Here is a 16,885-nt window from a genome sequence, read left to right as displayed (position 1 = left end):
GGGTCAGGCCTTTCGTGACGCGGTTGCGAGAGTCTCGTCGGCGGGCCGGGATTCGGCGATCTCGACACCCCAGCGATAGTTGGGTTTACCGGCAGGTGACCGCTTGATCTCGTCGACGAACCAGATCGAGCGCGGACATTTGTAGCCGGCGATGTCCTGCCGTGCAACGGCATTGATCTCATCGAGGGTGGGACGCAGTCCGTCCCGGGTGGCGACGATCGCGGCAACGCGCTGTCCGTAACGTTCGTCGGGAACCCCGACCACGACGGTGTCGAAGACATCCGGATGTGCCTTGAGCGCCGACTCCACCTCTTCGGGGTGGATCTTCTCGCCGCCGGAGTTGATGCTGACGGAACCGCGGCCGAGCATCGTGACGGTGCCGTCGTCCTCGACGCGGGCCTGATCGCCGGGAATCGAGTAGCGGATGCCGTTGTACGTCTTGAACGTCTTGTCGGTCTTGACCGGGTCGTTGTAGTAGCGCAGCGGGATGTGGCCGGTGCGGGCCAGGATCCCGACCTCGCCCTTGCCGGGCTCGATGACCGAACCGTCCTCGCGGAGAACGACCGTCGACAGGTCGGCTTTGACCCGGGGGCCGCCGCCGCTGTGCGAGGTCTCCTTGGAGATGACACCCATACCGGAGAAGCCCGTCTCCGACGAGCCGATGGCATCGATGATGATCGCGTTGGGGAACTTCTCGATGAATTGATCCTTCACCGACGCCGAGAACAGCGCCGCGGACGACGCGACCGAGACCACCGAGCTGATGTCGTAGTCCTTCTCCTCGAGCGCGTCGATCATCGGGCGACCCATCGCATCACCGGTGATGAAGATGACGTTCACCTTGTGCCGCTCGACGATCTCCCAGGTCTGGTGGGCGCCGAACTCGGGGTACACGATGGCCTTGCCGCCCTGGAACAGGGCCTGGAACACCGCCCACTGTGAGCCACCGTGGATGAACGGCGGGATCGGGAAGCGCACCAGCTGTCCGCCGTCGGCGCCGGTCTTCGCGAAGTGCCATTCATCGGTGACGGGGTCGCCGGTGTACCAGTCGATGCCACCGCCGAGGACCCGGAAGACGTCTTCCTGCCGCCACACAACGCCTTTGGGATTGCCGGTCGTGCCACCGGTGTAGAGCATGTACACGTCGTCGTTCGACCGCGGCTCGAAGTCGCGTTCGGCGCCACCGTCGGCGATCGCCTGCTCGTACGGCAGCCCGTCGACAGCCGCCGTGTCGAGGTCGCTGCCGTCTTCCACCACGATCACCGATGTCAACTTCGGTGCTTTCGGCAACACGTTCGCGACCTTGCCCACGTACTGGCGCTCGACGATGAGCACCTTCATGTCGGAGTCGGTGAAGATGTGTTCGAGTTCGCTCTCGACGTAGCGGAAATTGACGTTGACCATCACCGCGCGCGCCTTGAAGATCGCGACCATGGATTCGACGGCTTCGATGTTGTTCCTGCTGTACAACCCCACCGACTCGCCGGGCTCGACGCCCAGGCGCCGCAGGGTGTGTGCGAGGCCGTTGGCCCGCTGGTCCAGTTCGGTGTACGTCTCGTGTCGGCCGTCGGTTTCGAGCGCGATCCGGTCGCCCATCAAGTCGACGGCATGCTCGATGAGGTCGGCAATGTTGTAAGCCATACCGTCAAAACTAGAACGTGTTACCGTTTGATGGCAAGGCCCCGCGAGATACACGTCACAGGCGCCACCGGTCGCCGAGTGCTGTCAAAATCAGGAGCAAAAATGTCTGATGCCGCCCCCCATTGTCTCGTCGAAAAGCGCGATCACACGCTGATCGTGACGATGAACCGGCCCGAAGCGCGCAATGCACTCTCCGGCGAGATGCTGGGGATCATGAACACCGCGTGGGATCAGGTCGACTCCGACAGCGACATCCGGGTTGCGATCTTGACCGGCGCCGGCGGGTATTTCTGCGCCGGAGCCGATCTCAAGAACATGAACAAGTCCGCCCCCGGCGACTCCTTCAAGAGCAAGGGATTCGATCCGAGCATCCTCGACGCACTCCTCAAGGGCCGTCGTCTGACCAAGCCGCTGATCGCAGCAGTCGAGGGCCCGGCGATCGCGGGCGGTACCGAGATCTTGCAGGGCACCGACATCCGGGTGGCCGGCGAGAGCGCGAAGTTCGGTGTGTCCGAGGCCAAGTGGGGCCTTTATCCGCTGGGCGGCTCAGCTGTCCGCCTCGTCCGACAGATCCCGTACACCGTCGCCGCAGAGATTCTGCTGACCGGACGTCACATCACCGCGACCGAAGCACTCGACTACGGCTTGATCGGCCACGTCGTCCCCGACGGGACCGCACTGGACAAAGCACTCGAACTCGCCGCCCAGATCGCGGCCAACGGACCCGTCGCCGTCCAGGCGATCCTCAAGACGATCCGCGACACCGAGGGCATGCACGAGAAAGACGCCTTCAAACTCGACGGTGACCTCGGCGCCAAGGTGTTCATGAGCAAAGACGCCAAGATCGGCCCGAAGGCGTTCGCGGAGAAGCAGACCCCGGTCTTCACCGGGGAGTAGCGCGGGTTGGCCAACCGAACCGGTTCCCGCTATTGCGCGTTGGTGCCGTAACAGAGGAATCCGACCACCGTCTGAACGGTCGAGTCCACGTCGACGAGTGCCGTGTTGTCCAGGATGAGTGGCAAGACCGCACCCATCAGGCACGAGACCACGGCCTCGCCGGCGAACTCGACGTTGATGTCCTCGCGCAGGTACCCGTCCTCGATCCCGTACCGGATGTACTGACCGCACAGCTGCCCGAGCTGGCCGTAACTGCCGACCATGGTCTTCAGCGCGGCCTCATCGATGCCCGGAGCCTCCATCGCGAGGAACGTCAGCACATGCGGACGTTCGTTCGCGTACTCGACGAGCCTGCGGACCAGCGTGCCGAGGGCGTCCACGAACTCCGATTCCGACCGCGGACGTGGTCGATGCAGCTCGGCCACCGAGACCAGTTCGGACAGCTCCCGGGACAGCAGCGCGTCGAGGGCGTCTCGCTTGTTGTCGAAGTAGTTGTAGAACGTGCCGTGGCTGCAGCCGATGCGGGCGACGATCTCTGCCACGCCGACCTCGCCGTAGCCGTACTCGACAAACGTCTCCAGAGCAGCGTCGAGCAATTGGATACGACGAATCCGGGTCCGCCTGGTGTCGGACCGACCTGCGCCTGAGCCGACCACGGGTTGCGCCATCAGTCTCTACGCCCCGCGCTTCATCAACCCATGGAACGCGATGTCGCTGGCGCCGCTGACGAATTGCGCACGCTTGTCGGCATCATCGTCCGAGATGATCGATCTGACCAGACCCGGCATCGCCATCATCATCAGCAATCGCGCGATGATCGGCTTCTGCTCGGCGGACAGCTCGAGCCAGCCCTTGTCGATCGCCCGGGTCAGCGACTGCGAGACCATCGAGTTGATCATCGCCTCGAGCCCCACGACGCGCGCCTTCAATTCCTTGTCGATCGCGCTGGCTTGCACCCCGATCAACTTCAGCATCGCAGGCTCTTTGTCGATCATCGCGTAGAGCCGCTCGCTCACGACACCGATCTGCGTGACCATGTCCTGCGCGGAGTCGGGGTCGGCGGCCAGCAGCGCATTGGGGTCCACGGTCGCGAACGCGCGTTCGACCGCCCAGTCGAAGACCTGATCCAGCAACTCTCGTTTGCTGCTCACGTATCGGTATACGGTGCCCTGGCCGATTCCGGCCTGCTGGGCGATCTCCGCGATGGACGTCCCGTGGTAGCCGCGTTCGGTCAGGACCTCGAACGCGGCCTCGATGATCTGGGTGCGACGTTGGTCAGCCAGACCTTCGACCTTGGGGCGGCCGCGGGGACGGCGCGCGGGGGGTTGGTCTGTCATCAGGGAGCGTTCAGGCCGAGGCGATCCGGCTGCCCAGGAAGCCGACGTAGCCGACCAGACCAACCAGCCCGAACAATCTGGTCGACCGGTTGGCAATCGCCAGCCCGATCACGGTTTCCGTCGCCCCGTTCGCATATATCCATTCCCGGGTGTTCTCTGGAAAAGCCGGCCTGGTGATCGATTCGAACAATTGGGGGCGGACGAAATGCGCCACTCCGGTACCGGCAATTCCCGCACCGATGATCCTCGGGAGCACCGAATCGGCGGTTTTCACCGCGATCACTGTCGGGTTCTTCGACGCCACGCCTGCGACAACCTTTTCCACTGCAGCAACCTTCTTGCCACGGCGATTTCCAACCAACGTCATGCTCTACCTCTCGTCGCGGTCAACACTATCGAAGCCTTTGCGGCGCCGACGACCGACGGGCGGAGTTTATCCCGCATTCTTACGGCGCCATTGGGCAATCGACTCACCCATCGGCGTGGCAGGCCGCGGTTCGTAGAGCCATTCTCGCGCGATCGCCCCCCACGGCGCGGTTGCACGCAACCGGCCGAGCAGGGCGCACACGCTCATCTCCGTGCGGCGCGAGAACGCGTGGGTGTCGAGCAGGTTCTGCTGACGGATCTGCCCGAAATGTCCCGAGCCGGGCAACACCGCGGACGCGAACACCCGCCGTGCGAGTTCGTCGGTCATGGTGACCGGCTGCGGAACCAGGTGCCACCCCGCCACGCTTCGCATGTAGCCGACGGCGTCCTCCATACCCATCACAGCCGGGTCCGCGATGAAACCGGCTTCGACGATCATCTGGTAGACGTCGGCATCACGCCCCTCCATCAGGGCCCTGAAGGCGTTGCGCTGCAATGCCATATCGCCACGGTCCATCCTGGGATACAGACCGAAGTCGAGGAAGCCCAGCTTTCCGTCCGGCAGGATGAGGACATTGCCGGGGTGCGGATCAGCGCAGAACTCACCGAGTTCATAGACACCGCCGCAGTAGAAGCGGTACACGGCCTCACCGATCCGATCCCTTTCCGCGACAGGCAGATCGATGGCCTCGGCGAAGCTCATCCCGTCGAGGTATTCGGTGACCAGCACCCGATCGGTGGACAGTTCGGCGATCGGCTCGGGTATCCGCCAGCTCGGATGGTCGCGATAGAAGTCATACATCCGAAGGTGATTGGCCAACTCGGTGCGATAGTCGAGCTCTGCGAGCACTCGCCTGCTGACCTCGGCGACGATCGGATCGAGGTCGACGCCGGGCAGCCTGCCGCGACCGAGCCGCACCACCAACGCCAGATTCTTCAGATCGGCCCGGACGGCAGAACCGATGTCCGGGTACTGGATCTTGATCGCGACCTCACGGCCGCCCCCGTCCTCGTTGCCGTCGAGGGTGGCCCGATAGACCTGCCCGATCGACGCCGCCGCGATGGGAATCGGGGTCACCGTGAGCCGCGCGCGTGCCGCCTTGCCCAACTGGGCATCGAGGATCGACAACATGACGGCGTCATCGACGGCAGGCGCGCTGTCGAACAACGGTGCCAGCCGGGCCGCGAACTCGGCCCGAGTGGCCGGCGAGCTCAAACCCACGTCGAACATCGACAACATCTGACCGAGCTTGAGCGCCGCGCCCTTCATGCTGCCGATCACGGTGACGAGTTCGTCGGCGAAGCGCAGGATGGCGTCGTCGCGCTTGCGAGCATTTGCGGCATCACTGCGCAGCGGCGCGCTCAATTTGGCCGTCGTGGACCTCATCGCGTGCCCGGCCACCACCCGGCCCAGCTTCTGGCCACGATCGGCGCGGTCAGCCATCAGTCGGCCCGCGTCGTGCGGCGTCATCGATCAACACAGCCAAGTTCGCCGGCCGGGCGGCGTCGGGCAAACCGAACAGGGCACCCAGCAGTGCGTGCTCGGCCATCTGGCGAAGATCGACGGCGTCCACTCCGTCATCGGGATCGGACAGCCACGTATGGCAGGCGGTACGGATCATGACGAGCCAACTGCGCACGGCGATCTGCAGCAGCCGCGGGTGCGACCCACCGGGATCGAGGGCGGCCAGGATGCGTTCTTCCTGCACTCGGGTCGATTCTTCGATGATGGCGAGGACGTCGGGATCCGAACTGGCGGCTCCCTGATAAATGGCTTGTGCCCCATACCGATTGGTGAGGCAGTTGGCGAGGTAGACGTCGATGCCGTGCCGGAGTTGGTCGAGGACACCCAACGCAGGATCTGGGGTCGAGTCGGCCATCATCGCCTGGGTCTCACGCCTGACGAGCTCGGCGAAGAACGCACGCTTGGTCGGGAAGTAGTGATACAGCAGGCCCCGGGAGACTCCCGCCAGCTCGGCAACTTGCTCTATGTGGACGTCGTCATAGTGCTGGTCCGCGAAGAGCTGAGCGCCCAGATCCAGCAACTGCCTGCGGCGTTCCTCGGGAGACAGACGAGTACGGGCGGCCACCGATCCCATATTACTTGACACAGGTTCAATAGCGGCACACAATCGCTATTGAACCCAACTCCAATAAGGAGCGTCATGGCCGCAACCACCGAGCTGCCCACGCCGCGTGACCTCGTCGGCCCGAACAACTGGGGACAGCAGTTCCCCCACCCACCCGGCCGGCTCCGCCTACTCGGCGACGTCCGCTCGATCAAGATCGGCGGCCCGGTCCTGAGCATGCTCGACTGGCCCGAAGAGGTCTGGCCGATTGTGCAGTTCCAGGCGTTCCGGCAGCGATTCGTGTTCGCGGGCAGCGCCGAGATCGCGGCGGAGCTCTGCGACGAGTCCCGGTTCGAGAAGGTGCTGACGCCGGGGGTCGCGGCGCTGCGTTCCTTCGCCGGCGACGGGCTGTTCACCGCCGCGACCGACGAGCCCAATTGGCGACTGGCGCACGATCTCCTGATGCCTGCCTTCACCAAGTCGGCGATGCAGAACTACCACCCGCTGATGCTCGACGCGATCTCCGAACTCTTCACCTTCTGGGAACGGCGCGGCGATGTCATCGATGTCGCACCCGATATGACGCGGCTGACGCTGGAGACCATCAGCCGGGCCGCGTTCGGTGAGGATCTCGGGTCATTCGAACGCGACACCCCACACGCTTTCGTATCTGCGATGATCGCCGCACTCAAGACGGGCCAGCGCACAGGAGGTCTCTCGGGACTTCCCGGTGCGAGAGCACTGTCCGCGTTGATGATCCGGGCGAACGCCCGCCACCAGCGTTACATCGACACGATGCTCGAAGAGCTGGTCGCCGGTCGTCGCCGACGTGGGGATGGCGGTGAGACCGACCTCTTGGCGATCATGCTCACCCAGAACGCCGCACGGGAGCACGACGTGCTCGATGACGGCAACATCGGCTACCAGATCCTCACCTTTCTCGTTGCCGGACATGAGACGACCTCTGGTGCACTGTCATTCGCCCTACACCATCTGGCGCAGGACAGAGAACTACTTGCTCGCGCCCATGCGGAGGTCGACTCGATCCTCGATGCAGACGCGGAACCGGCGTTCGAGCAGGTGGCCAAGTTCCGCCTGCTCCGACGCATCGTCGACGAATCATTACGCCTGTGGCCCACCGCTCCGGGTTTCTCCCGCGGACCGATCGAGCCCACCACAGTCGCCGGGAGATACGAGATGGCGCCGGGCGATTGGGCCATCGTGCACTTGCCGAAGTTGCATCGCGACCCCGCTGTCTGGACCGAACCCGCACGTTTCGACCCCGACCGCTTCCTTGCCGCCGAAGTCAAGAAGCGACCCGCCCATTCGTACAAACCCTTCGGCACCGGCGAACGGGCCTGCATCGGCAGGCAATTCGCACTCCACGAATCCGTCTTGCTCCTTGCTCGCCTGCTCCAGCGATACGACTTCGAACCCGCCGATCCCGGCTACGAATTGGCCATCACCGAACGCCTCACCCTGATGCCATCAGGACTGCGACTGCGTATTCGGCGGCGTTGACCTCACTCTCGCCACGATGAGGTCCCTCGCGCCTGGCATCTACGCGAGTCCGGCGTTGTGGAACGAGCCGATGGAGACGCGCCACGGCGAACTCAGCAAGGCAACGTTGCGCAAACTCGGTGGCAACTATGTTCTCGGCGCGCAATCCGCGGCGGCGGTCTACGGATTACCGCTCTGGGGCGTGGATCCGCGGGTCGTTCACCTCGTTCAACCGACCACCAACTCCGGGACCGGGTCCCGGAACTCCAAGCGCATCCGGATTCACCGCGACGCACGCCGGACCGCCTCGATGCGGATCAACGGTGTCCTGGTCAGCAGCCCAGCACGCGCGATCGTCGACCTGGCGCGTCTGTCGTCGACCGCATCCGCAGTTGTGACGGGTGACGCGGCACTTCACCGCGGACTGTGCACCGCCCGCGGAGTTGCTCGCCGAACTCGACGTGATCGCCGGCTTCCCCGGCCATCCGAAAGCACGGCGGGCCGTCGAGATGATGGACGCGCGGAGCGAATCAGCGCTGGAGAGTCGAAGCCGAGTGTCGATGCACGATGCCCGACTTCCGATGCCCACACTCCAATACGAGGTCCTCGACAATCACGGACGATTTCTCGCCCGCGTCGATTTCGCCTGGGTCGAGCACCGGGTGATCGGAGAGGCCGACGGAGTGGTCAAGTACAAAAACGATGACGTCCGATCGGTGCTCCGAGAAAAGTATCGCGCCGACCGAATCGTCGAGCAGGGCTGGCGGATCGTTCGGTGGTCGTCCACGGATCTCGACACACCGCTTCTGGTCGCGAACCGTATCCGCCATGCGCTCTCGCACTCACGGGTTGCGTGACCGCGCGCCCACCAAAAAGCGCGACGCCCATGTTTGAACACGGGCGTCGGGCACCGAGGCGGGCGCGAGCCAATTTAGAACATGTTCACTCAGACGAGGGCGCCCAGACGGGTGATCTGCTCGACGTCTCGGGTGGTGACCATCAGCATGCTGACGCCCGCTTGTTCCCAACGTTTGATCTGACCGCGGACCGACTCCTCGTCGCCGACGATGAGGGTCTCGAGAACCATCTCGTCGGGCACCGCGGCGATGGCTTCTTCCTTGCGGCCCGACAAGAACTTCTCGCCGATCTCCTGGACCACGTCGGCGTAGCCCATCCGGCGGTAGACCTCGGCGTGGAAGTTCTGTTCCTTGGCGCCCATCCCGCCGACGTATAGCGCGGTCGACGGACGGTAGGCGTCGATGACGGCGGCGACGTTGTCGGTGATCTCCACCTGGACCGTGGCGGCGACTTCGAAGGTGTCCCGGGTACGCCGCGCACCGGCACGGGCGAAGCCTTCGGCGAGCCATTCCTCGTACATGTCCGACAGCCTCGGGGTGTAGTAGATCGCGAGCCACCCGTCGGCGATCTCGGCGCTGAGCGCAACGTTCTTGGGCCCCTCGGCACCGAGCCAGATGGGCAGGTCAGCCCGCAACGGATGCGTGATCGGCTTCAGCGACTTGCCCAAGCCGGTCGACCCAGGGGCATCGGCGGGATAGGGCAACGGATAGTGCGGCCCGGCGTTGGTGACGCGCCCTTCCCGGGCGAGCACGTCGCGGATCACCTGAACGTATTCACGGGTACGGGCAAGCGGCTTGGCGAAGGGTTCGCCATACCAACCTTCGACCACCTGCGGGCCCGAGACCCCCAATCCGAGGATGTGCCGTCCGCCGGACAGATGGTCGAGTGTCAATGCGTGCATCGCCGCCGACGTCGGGGGCCGCGCCGACAGTTGGGCGATGCCGGTCCCCAGTTTGATCGTGGACGTCTGCGAACCCCACCAGGCGAGCGGGGTGTAGGCATCCGATCCCCACGACTCAGCGGTGAACACCGCGTCGTAGCCGGCGGCCTCTGCGGCCGCGATGAGCGCCGGTGCGTCAGGTATCGGCGCGGCACCCCAATACCCCAATTGCAAACCCAGCTTCATGCGCCCGTGACCTCCTGATCGATCAAGTCCTTGCGAACAAATCTAGAACCTGTTCTACTCGATTCTGTGAGCGTCAGCCAGATATCCGCAGGATTCGCAGCCGTAGTCGCACCGATCGAGGACCCGGACGATCCAGTCCTGTCCGCGCCACTGCACAACGCCTTTGATTACACACGGTCGCTCGGACCAGTACTAGGGCGCTTCGCCCAGGGTCTGATCGACGGCAAGATCATCGGTGGACGCAGCGCGGACGGCACCGTCTACGTCCCTCCCGACGAGTTCGATCCCGTCACCCGCGCCCAGATCGACGACTTCGTCGAGGTGTCCGAGGTGGGCACCGTCAAGTCGTGGAGCTGGATGGCAGAGCCGATCGAGGGTCAGCCCTTCTCAAAGCCGTTCGGATGGGCCCTGATCGAGCTCGATGGCGCGGGCACCAGCCTGCTGCACGCGGTTGCGGCCGATGGTCCGGATGACCTGAGCACCGGAGCCCGCGTCCACGCGGTCTGGAAGACCGAACGCACCGGCCGCATCGACGACATCGCGCACTTCGCCCTCGGCGACGATCCCGAACCCGCAGCACCGAGGACGGGTGAGCCGTCCGATACCGACGGCATCATGATCACCACTCCCCTGGGCCTGACGATCGACCACACCGCCTCGGTCGAGGAGACCTGGTACCTGCAGGGTCTCAAAGAAGGCAGGCTCTACGGCGGCCGCACCGGTCCCGACGCCCCCGTCTACTTCCCGCCGCGCGGCGCCGACCCCACGGACGGCCATCCGACCGCGGAACGTGTGGAGATCTCCGACAAAGGCGTCATCACCACGTTCTGCATCGTCAACGTGCCCTTCCTCGGTCAGCAGATCAAGCCGCCGTACGTCGCGGCCTACGTTCTGCTCGATGGTTCCGATATCCCGTTCCTGCACCTGATCCTCGATGTCGAGGCCGCAGACGTGAACATGGGGATGCGGGTCGAGGCGGTCTGGCGGCCCCGCGAGGAGTGGGACCACACGCTGCGCAACATCAGCCACTTCCGTCCGTCGGGCGAACCCGACGCCGACTACGACTCGTACAAGGATCACCTGTGACCAGCACCCATCGCGAGATACCGCCGATCGCAGTCATCGGCTTCGCACACAGTCCGCACGTCGATCAGACCTGGGGCACCACCAACGGTGTCGAGATGCTGGTCCCCTGCTTCCAGAAGCTCTACGCCGACCTCGGCATCGTCCGCACCGACATCGACTTCTGGTGCTCCGGATCGTCCGATTACCTTGCCGGCCGCGCCTTCTCGTTCATCTCGGCGATCGACTCGATCGGCGCCGTGCCGCCGATCAACGAGTCGCACGTCGAGATGGACGCCGCCTGGGCGCTCTACGAGGCCTGGGTGAAGATCGCCACCGGCGAGGTCGACCTCGCGCTCGCGTACGGGTTCGGCAAGCCGTCGGCGTCGAACACCGATCAGGTCCTCACCCTGCAGACCGATCCGATCACCGTCGCTCCGCTGTGGCCGGACGCCCGGTCGCTGGCAGCGCTGCAGGCCCGCGCCGGTATCGACTCCGGCGCCTGGACCGAGGCCGACATGGCCGCGGTGGCAGCGCGCGGCTCCGGTTCCTCCGCAGAGGATCTGCTGAAGAACGACTACGTCGCCAATCCTCTTCGCGCCCATGACACCTGCCGCTACACCGACGGTGCAGCGGCGATCATCCTGGCCAGCGAGCACAAGGCCCGCGAGCTCGTCGCCAACCCGGCGTGGATCACCGGCTGGGACCATCGGATCGACACCCCCAACTTCGGGGCCCGCGATCTGACGAAGTCCCCGTCGACGAAACTCGCAGGCGACACCGCACTCGGGAGCAACCGCAAGTTCGACGTCGCCGAGTTGCACGCGCCGTACACGCACCAGGAACTGATCCTCAAAGCCGAACTCGGTCTGGATGATTCCGTGAACATCAACCCGTCGGGCGGCGCACTGGCCGCCAACCCACTGTTCTCCGCCGGACTCGAGCGCATCGGCTTCGCCGCCACCGCGATCCTGAACGGCGATGCCGGCACCGCGCTGGCCCACGCCACGAGCGGTCCGCTCCTGCAGCAGAACATGGTTGTCGCCCTTGCCGGAAGCAAGCCCGAATCACGCGAAGGAAAGAACTGATGGGGCGTTATCGCGCGGCGGTGCTCGGCACCGGTCAGACCAAATACGTTGCCAAGCGCAGTGATGTCTCGATGGCCGGCCTGTGTCGCGAGGCCATCGACAAGGCGCTCATCGACGCCCAGGTGTCGATGGACGACATCGACGCCATCGTCATCGGCAAAGCGCCCGACTTCTTCGAGGGCGCGATGATGCCCGAGCTCGCACTGGCGCAGTCGCTGGGCGCCGAAGGCAAGCGGATGATCCGTGTGCACACCGCCGGCTCCGTCGGCGGGTCCACCGCCAACGTCGGCGCCTCCCTGGTCACCTCAGGAGTCCACCAGCGGGTGCTCGCCATCGCGTGGGAGAAGCAGTCGGAGTCGAATGCCATGTGGGCGTTGTCGATCCCGGTTCCGTTCACCATGCCGGTCGGAGCCGGAGCCGGTGGATTCTTCGCGCCGCACATCCGCTCCTACATCCGGCGGACCGGCGCTCCCGATCACATCGGCGCCATCGTCGCCGCGAAGGACCGCCAGAACGGTGCCCTCAATCCTCTTGCGCATCTGCATCAGCCCGACATCACCATGGAGAGCGTGATGGAGTCGAAGATGCTGTGGGATCCGATCCGCTACGACGAGACCTGCCCGTCGTCCGACGGTGCCTGCGCCGTGGTCATCGCGGACGAGCAGACCGCCGACGATGCTGTGGCCAAAGGGATTCCGGTCGCCTGGATCCACGCGTCGGCGATGCGCACCGAACCACTGTCCTACTCGCACCGCGACACCGTCAGTCCACAGGCCGGCCGCGACGCCGCGGCCGCCCTCTGGAAGGCCGGCGGAATCTCCAACCCGCTCGAGGAGATCGACACCGCGGAGATCTACGTTCCGTTCTCCTGGTTCGAGCCGATGTGGCTGGAAAATCTGGGATTCGCGGCGGAAGGCGATGGCTGGAAACTCACCGAGTCCGGCGAGACCGCGATCGGCGGCAAACTGCCGGTCAACGCCTCCGGTGGTGTGCTCTCGTCCAACCCGATCGGCGCCTCCGGCATGATCCGCTTCGCCGAGGCCGCCATCCAGGTGCAGGGCAAGGCGGGCGATCATCAGGTCAAGGATGCCCGCAAGGCGCTTGGACACGCCTACGGCGGTGGCTCCCAGTACTTCTCGATGTGGCTCGTCGGCAGTGACAAACCCACCCACTGACCCGGCGACAAACCCACCCACTGATCGGACTGACATGACCAAAGCAGAACCCGCCTACATGAACATCGACCGGGCAAACAACCCGGCGGTCGTCGCCGGACGACTGTCCCGCGAATACGTCGGGTCGCGGAACAAGGCGGCCTGGGTCAATCTCTTCGCCGAGGATGGCATCGTCCAGGACCCGGTAGGCCCGTCGATGTTCGACGAAGAAGGCATCGGGTTCACCGGGCACGATCGCATCAGCGATTTCTGGGACCTGTCGATCGGGACCACCGAGCAGATCGAATTCGCCTTCGATGAAGAGATCATCTGCGGCAACGAGGTCGCCTACATCGGCAAGATCATCACCCATATCCACGGCCACATCTCCGAAGCCCGCGGGGTGTTCACCTACCGCGCGAACGACGACGGCAAACTCGCTGCGCTGCGTGCGTTCTGGGAAGTCGAGAAGACGATCAACTCCGTCCGCAAGGCCTAGCCCAAGCCCCGATCTTGGTGGGTTTTGGCGAGCATTTCCCCAGGTGATGCTCACCAAAACCCACCATTTTCGAGACACGAAGAAGCCCCCCATCCTTTCGGACGGGGGGCTTTCTCGTGTGTCTAGCTGCCGTAGTTGACCGACAGTTCCTTGACTCCGTTGATCCAGCCGTGCCGGAGCCGGCGGGGCTCGGCCAGCTTGGTGATGTCGGGCATGTGATCGGCGATCGCGTTGAAGATCAGGTTGATCTCCATGCGGGCCAAGTTGGCGCCGACACAGTAGTGGGCACCGTGGCCACCGAAGCCGACGTGCGGGTTCGGGTCACGCAGGATGTTGAACTCGAACGGCTTCTCGAAGACGTCCTCGTCGAAGTTCGCCGAACCATAGAACATTCCGACGCGCTGGCCCTTCTTGATCTCCTGGCCACCGAGAACCAGGTCATGACGGGCAGTGCGCTGGAAAGCGTTGACCGGGGTGGCCCACCGGACGATCTCGTCCGCGGTGGTGGCCGGGCGATCACGCTTGAAGAGCTCCCACTGGTCCGGGTTGTCGAGGAACGCATTCATGCCGTGGCTGATGGCGTTACGGGTGGTCTCGTTGCCGGCGACGGTCAGCAGGATCACGAAGTAGCCGAACTCGATCTCGTCGAGCGACTGTCCGTCGATGTCCGCGTTGACGAGTGCGGTGACGATGTCGTCGGCCGGACACTTCTTGCGTTCCTCGGCCATCGTGTACGCGTATCCGAGGATCTCGGCCGAGGACAGCTGGGCCGGGGTCAGCCCGGATTCGTCATCGACCTCGTTGAACTCCGGATCGTCCGCGTTCATCATGTTGTTCGACCAGTGGTACAGCTTCTCGCGGTCGTCCTCAGGGACGCCGAGCAGATCGGCGATCGCCATCAACGGCAGGTTGATCGCGACGTCTTCGACGAAGTCGCCGTTGCCCTTTGCCGCGGCATCCTTGACGATCTTCTGTGCCGCGTCCTCGAGCTTCTCTTCGATCGCATGCACCGCCTTGGGCGTGAACAGCTTCGAGATCAGCTTGCGCAGGCGGGTGTGCTCGGGCGGGTCATGGTTGATCAGCAGAGCTTTGGTGATGTCGAGCTGCTCAGACGTCATCGCGTCGTCGAACCGCATGATCACACCGTTTTCGTTGGTGGACCAGTTCTCGTTGTTCTTCGAGATCGCACGCACATCCTCGTGCTTGCTGACGACCCAATAACCGCCGTCGTTGAAGCCACCGCCTTTACCCTCGGCTTGAGCGTTCCACCAGACCGGCGACGTCTTCCGCAGCTCTGCGAATTCCGTCACCGGGATCCCTTGTTCCAACAGGTCAGGGCTGGTGAAATCGAAACCCTCTGCGAACGGGCACACCTTCTCGGCCTGCGTCATTGCAACCACCTAAATGCTAGACATGAACGTGTTCTAGTTCGATGGTAGAGCACAATGCTGAACAATGGCTACTACCTGCTGCAATAGGACTTGTGTCCAGTTGGCAACTTGTTCTAGTTTCGAATTCAGGCATCCACGCACTCGAAGGGATTGACATGGGAAAACCGGTAATAGTCGAGGCCACCCGCACTCCGATCGGCAAGCGAGCGGGGTGGCTGTCGGGTCTTCATCCCGCTGAACTTCTCGGCGCTGCACAGAAGGCCGTGATCGAAAGAGCCGAGATCGACCCGTCCGAAATCGAGCAGGTAATCGGCGGCTGCGTCATGCAGGTGGGCGCACAGTCGAACAACATCACCCGTACGGCTTGGCTCCACGCGGGACTGCCGTGGCAGACCGGCGCGACCACGATCGACTGCCAGTGCGGTTCGGCCCAACAAGCCAATCATCTGATCGCCGGCCTCATCGCGACCGGCACCATCGACGCCGGCATCGCCTGCGGCGTCGAGTCCATGACCACCGTGCCGCTGGGTGCGAACGTCATGGTCGAGAACGCCGGGCTGCGGCGGCCCGAATCCTGGGACATCGACATGCCCAATCAGTTCGAGGCGGCCGAGCGGATCGCGACCCGTCGCGGCATCACCCGCGCGGACGTCGACGGGCTCGGTGAGCGCAGTCAGCGGCTGGCGAAGCAGGCGTGGGACGAGGGCCGTTTCGACCGCGAGGTGTTCTCCCTGAAGGCCCCCGAACGCACCAAAGAGGGCGAGCTCACCGGCAACATCCTCGACGTGAACCGCGACCAGGGACTGCGCGACACCACCCTGGAGTCGCTCGGCAAACTCCGTCCGGTCATCGACGGTGGCATCCACACGGCGGGTACCTCCTCGCAGGTCTCCGACGGCGCCGCCGCCGTTCTCATCATGGACGAGGACAAAGCGAAAGCGCTGGGCCTCAAGCCCCGTGCCCGTTTCGTCTCGCAGGCACTGGTCGGCGCCGAACCGTACTACCACCTGGACGGACCGGTGCAGGCCACCGAGCGCGTGCTGTCGAAGTCCGGGATGAGCATCTCCGACATCGACCTGTTCGAGGTCAACGAGGCGTTCGCCTCCGTGCTGCTGTCGTGGGCCTCGGTGCATAATCCCGACATGGACAAAGTCAACGTCAACGGCGGCGCCATCGCCATCGGGCATCCCGTGGGATCCACCGGGTCCCGGCTCATCACCACCGCGCTGCACGAGCTGGAGCGGTCGGACAAATCGACCGCCCTCATCACGATGTGCGCCGGCGGCGCGCTCTCGAGCGGCACCATCATCGAGCGGATCTGAGGCCCGGTGCCCAACCAGGAACCACCCAAGGCCCTCAACTCCAAGGCCGTCAGCACGATCGTCAAGCTGTCGTCACGGGCGAACACCAAGATCTACAAACTCACCGGAGGCAAGGTCGGCGCCAAGTGGCGCGTGGGGGCGGGGTTCAAGGATCCGGTGCCGGTGATCCTCCTGACCACCATCGGCCGTAAGTCCGGCAAGCCGCGCACCGTGCCGCTGATCTTTCTCCGGGACGGCGCGAACGTGGTGGTCGTGGCCTCGCAGGGTGGCATGGCGTCCAATCCTGCGTGGTATCTCAACATCACCGCCAATCCCGATGTGAGCATCCAGGAGGGCAAGAAGACATCGGTGATGCGGGCCCGCGAAGCCGACGACGCCGAGCGGGAACGACTGTGGCCCGCACTCGTCGATGTCTACGCCGATTTCAACCAGTACCAGGAATGGACCGACCGCAAGATTCCGGTGATCATCTGCGAACCGCGCTGAACGAGGGTCTCGACGGGCCCGGCCGGTGAGCGGAGAGTTCATCGCAGCGACGACAAGAATTCTTCGCAAAGGTCACCGGTCGGTGCACC

17 protein-coding genes are annotated in these 16,885 nt (G+C 64.4%); 9 read left to right on the top strand and 8 right to left on the bottom strand.

Annotated features, from left to right (window positions below):
* Positions 1-3: 3 nt before the first annotated feature.
* Complete coding sequence (locus BFL43_RS10110) at positions 4-1,641, bottom strand: acyl-CoA synthetase (RefSeq protein ID WP_084892420.1); 1,638 nt, start codon at positions 1,639-1,641, stop codon at positions 4-6.
* 102 nt (positions 1,642-1,743) lie between these two features.
* On the opposite strand from BFL43_RS10110, the gene BFL43_RS10105 reads away from it, so the two are divergent.
* Positions 1,744-2,538, top strand: a complete 795-nt coding sequence (locus tag BFL43_RS10105; RefSeq protein ID WP_084892419.1) for a crotonase/enoyl-CoA hydratase family protein — start codon at positions 1,744-1,746, stop codon at positions 2,536-2,538.
* 29 nt (positions 2,539-2,567) lie between these two features.
* Here BFL43_RS10105 and BFL43_RS10100 read toward each other — a convergent pair whose 3' ends face one another.
* From BFL43_RS10100 to BFL43_RS10080, 5 genes are all read right to left on the bottom strand, one after another.
* Positions 2,568-3,206: a TetR/AcrR family transcriptional regulator gene (locus BFL43_RS10100; RefSeq protein ID WP_084892418.1), complete on the bottom strand. Its 639-nt coding sequence runs from the start codon at positions 3,204-3,206 to the stop codon at positions 2,568-2,570.
* Between the two features lie 6 nt (positions 3,207-3,212).
* Positions 3,213-3,875: a TetR/AcrR family transcriptional regulator gene (locus tag BFL43_RS10095; RefSeq protein ID WP_084892417.1), complete on the bottom strand. Its 663-nt coding sequence runs from the start codon at positions 3,873-3,875 to the stop codon at positions 3,213-3,215.
* 10 nt (positions 3,876-3,885) lie between these two features.
* Positions 3,886-4,242 (bottom strand): hypothetical protein, encoded by a 357-nt coding sequence (locus BFL43_RS10090; RefSeq protein ID WP_237340938.1) that lies wholly within the window; start codon positions 4,240-4,242, stop codon positions 3,886-3,888.
* Positions 4,243-4,308: 66 nt separating this feature from the next.
* Positions 4,309-5,712 (bottom strand): AarF/ABC1/UbiB kinase family protein, encoded by a 1,404-nt coding sequence (locus BFL43_RS10085; RefSeq protein ID WP_240498182.1) that lies wholly within the window; start codon positions 5,710-5,712, stop codon positions 4,309-4,311.
* Complete coding sequence (locus BFL43_RS10080; RefSeq protein ID WP_168176597.1) at positions 5,678-6,331, bottom strand: TetR/AcrR family transcriptional regulator; 654 nt, start codon at positions 6,329-6,331, stop codon at positions 5,678-5,680. Before BFL43_RS10080 ends, BFL43_RS10085 begins: the two co-directional genes overlap by 35 nt.
* Positions 6,332-6,406: 75 nt before the next feature.
* Between BFL43_RS10080 and BFL43_RS10075 the strand changes: the two genes are divergently transcribed.
* Together BFL43_RS10075 and BFL43_RS10070 are read left to right on the top strand one after the other, a co-directional pair.
* Positions 6,407-7,831, top strand: a complete 1,425-nt coding sequence (locus BFL43_RS10075; RefSeq protein ID WP_084892414.1) for a cytochrome P450 — start codon at positions 6,407-6,409, stop codon at positions 7,829-7,831.
* Positions 7,832-8,211: 380 nt separating this feature from the next.
* Entirely contained in the window at positions 8,212-8,667 is a 456-nt protein-coding gene (locus tag BFL43_RS10070) for a hypothetical protein (protein ID WP_084892413.1), read from the top strand.
* Positions 8,668-8,756: 89 nt separating this feature from the next.
* Here the strand turns inward: BFL43_RS10070 and BFL43_RS10065 are convergent, their stop codons facing one another.
* Positions 8,757-9,794: an LLM class F420-dependent oxidoreductase gene (locus BFL43_RS10065; RefSeq protein ID WP_084892412.1), complete on the bottom strand. Its 1,038-nt coding sequence runs from the start codon at positions 9,792-9,794 to the stop codon at positions 8,757-8,759.
* 66 nt (positions 9,795-9,860) lie between these two features.
* On the opposite strand from BFL43_RS10065, the gene BFL43_RS10060 reads away from it, so the two are divergent.
* From BFL43_RS10060 to BFL43_RS10045, 4 genes are read left to right on the top strand one after another with little or no spacing between them, the layout of a single operon-like run.
* Positions 9,861-10,880 carry an OB-fold nucleic acid binding domain-containing protein gene (locus tag BFL43_RS10060; RefSeq protein WP_084892411.1) on the top strand — a complete coding sequence of 340 codons (1,020 nt, stop codon included), beginning with the start codon at positions 9,861-9,863 and terminating at the stop codon, positions 10,878-10,880.
* Positions 10,877-11,944: a thiolase domain-containing protein gene (locus tag BFL43_RS10055; RefSeq protein ID WP_084892410.1), complete on the top strand. Its 1,068-nt coding sequence runs from the start codon at positions 10,877-10,879 to the stop codon at positions 11,942-11,944. The genes BFL43_RS10060 and BFL43_RS10055 overlap by 4 nt, the downstream gene beginning before the upstream one ends.
* Positions 11,944-13,119 (top strand): thiolase domain-containing protein, encoded by a 1,176-nt coding sequence (locus tag BFL43_RS10050; RefSeq protein ID WP_084892409.1) that lies wholly within the window; start codon positions 11,944-11,946, stop codon positions 13,117-13,119. The genes BFL43_RS10055 and BFL43_RS10050 overlap by 1 nt, the downstream gene beginning before the upstream one ends.
* A gap of 34 nt (positions 13,120-13,153) precedes the next feature.
* Positions 13,154-13,597: a nuclear transport factor 2 family protein gene (locus BFL43_RS10045; RefSeq protein ID WP_084892408.1), complete on the top strand. Its 444-nt coding sequence runs from the start codon at positions 13,154-13,156 to the stop codon at positions 13,595-13,597.
* Between the two features lie 122 nt (positions 13,598-13,719).
* Here BFL43_RS10045 and BFL43_RS10040 read toward each other — a convergent pair whose 3' ends face one another.
* Positions 13,720-14,988, bottom strand: a complete 1,269-nt coding sequence (locus BFL43_RS10040; RefSeq protein ID WP_084892407.1) for a cytochrome P450 — start codon at positions 14,986-14,988, stop codon at positions 13,720-13,722.
* A 155-nt stretch (positions 14,989-15,143) separates the two neighbouring features.
* Between BFL43_RS10040 and BFL43_RS10035 the strand changes: the two genes are divergently transcribed.
* Together BFL43_RS10035 and BFL43_RS10030 are read left to right on the top strand one after the other, a co-directional pair.
* A complete protein-coding gene (locus tag BFL43_RS10035; protein WP_084892406.1) occupies positions 15,144-16,310 on the top strand; it encodes a steroid 3-ketoacyl-CoA thiolase in 1,167 nt (388 codons plus the stop codon).
* A gap of 6 nt (positions 16,311-16,316) precedes the next feature.
* A complete protein-coding gene (locus BFL43_RS10030; protein WP_084892405.1) occupies positions 16,317-16,796 on the top strand; it encodes a nitroreductase family deazaflavin-dependent oxidoreductase in 480 nt (159 codons plus the stop codon).
* Positions 16,797-16,885: the final 89 nt, after the last annotated feature.

Source organism: Williamsia sp. 1135 (assembly GCF_002095395.1).
GTDB lineage: Bacteria > Actinomycetota > Actinomycetes > Mycobacteriales > Mycobacteriaceae > Williamsia.
This window is presented reverse-complemented; position numbering and strand designations above follow the sequence as displayed.